This window comes from Pantoea sp. RCC30.1, from assembly GCF_058148845.1.
The window spans coordinates 1-589 of sequence record NZ_JBXUHX010000083.1 but is presented as its reverse complement, the minus strand read 5'-3'; the positions used below and the strand labels follow the sequence as shown (position 1 = coordinate 589).

The window sequence follows — 589 nt, the reverse complement described above, 5'->3', positions numbered from 1 at the left end:
TCCTGTTACCAGTGGCTGCTGCCAGTGGCGATAAGTCGTGTCTTACCGGGTTGGACTCAAGACGATAGTTACCGGATAAGGCGCAGCGGTCGGGCTGAACGGGGGGTTCGTGCACACAGCCCAGCTTGGAGCGAACGACCTACACCGAACTGAGATACCTACAGCGTGAGCTATGAGAAAGCGCCACGCTTCCCGAAGGGAGAAAGGCGGACAGGTATCCGGTAAGCGGCAGGGTCGGAACAGGAGAGCGCACGAGGGAGCTTCCAGGGGGAAACGCCTGGTATCTTTATAGTCCTGTCGGGTTTCGCCACCTCTGACTTGAGCGTCGATTTTTGTGATGCTCGTCAGGGGGGCGGAGCCTATGGAAAAACGCCAGCAACGCGGCCTTTTTACGGTTCCTGGCCTTTTGCTGGCCTTTTGCTCACATGTTCTTTCCTGCGTTATCCCCTGATTCTGTGGATAACCGTATTACCGCCTTTGAGTGAGCTGATACCGCTCGCCGCAGCCGAACGACCGAGCGCAGCGAGTCAGTGAGCGAGGAAGCGGAAGAGCGCCTGATGCGGTATTTTCTCCTTACGCATCTGTGCGG

Annotated in this window: 1 protein-coding gene; it reads right to left on the bottom strand. The window is 57.4% G+C overall.

What is annotated here, in order from left to right:
- Positions 1-115, bottom strand: a 115-nt coding sequence (locus AC2LB6_RS24610; RefSeq protein ID WP_490095473.1) for a replication initiation protein, incomplete at its 3' end; no start/stop codon positions are given.
- Positions 116-589 lie beyond the last annotated feature (474 nt).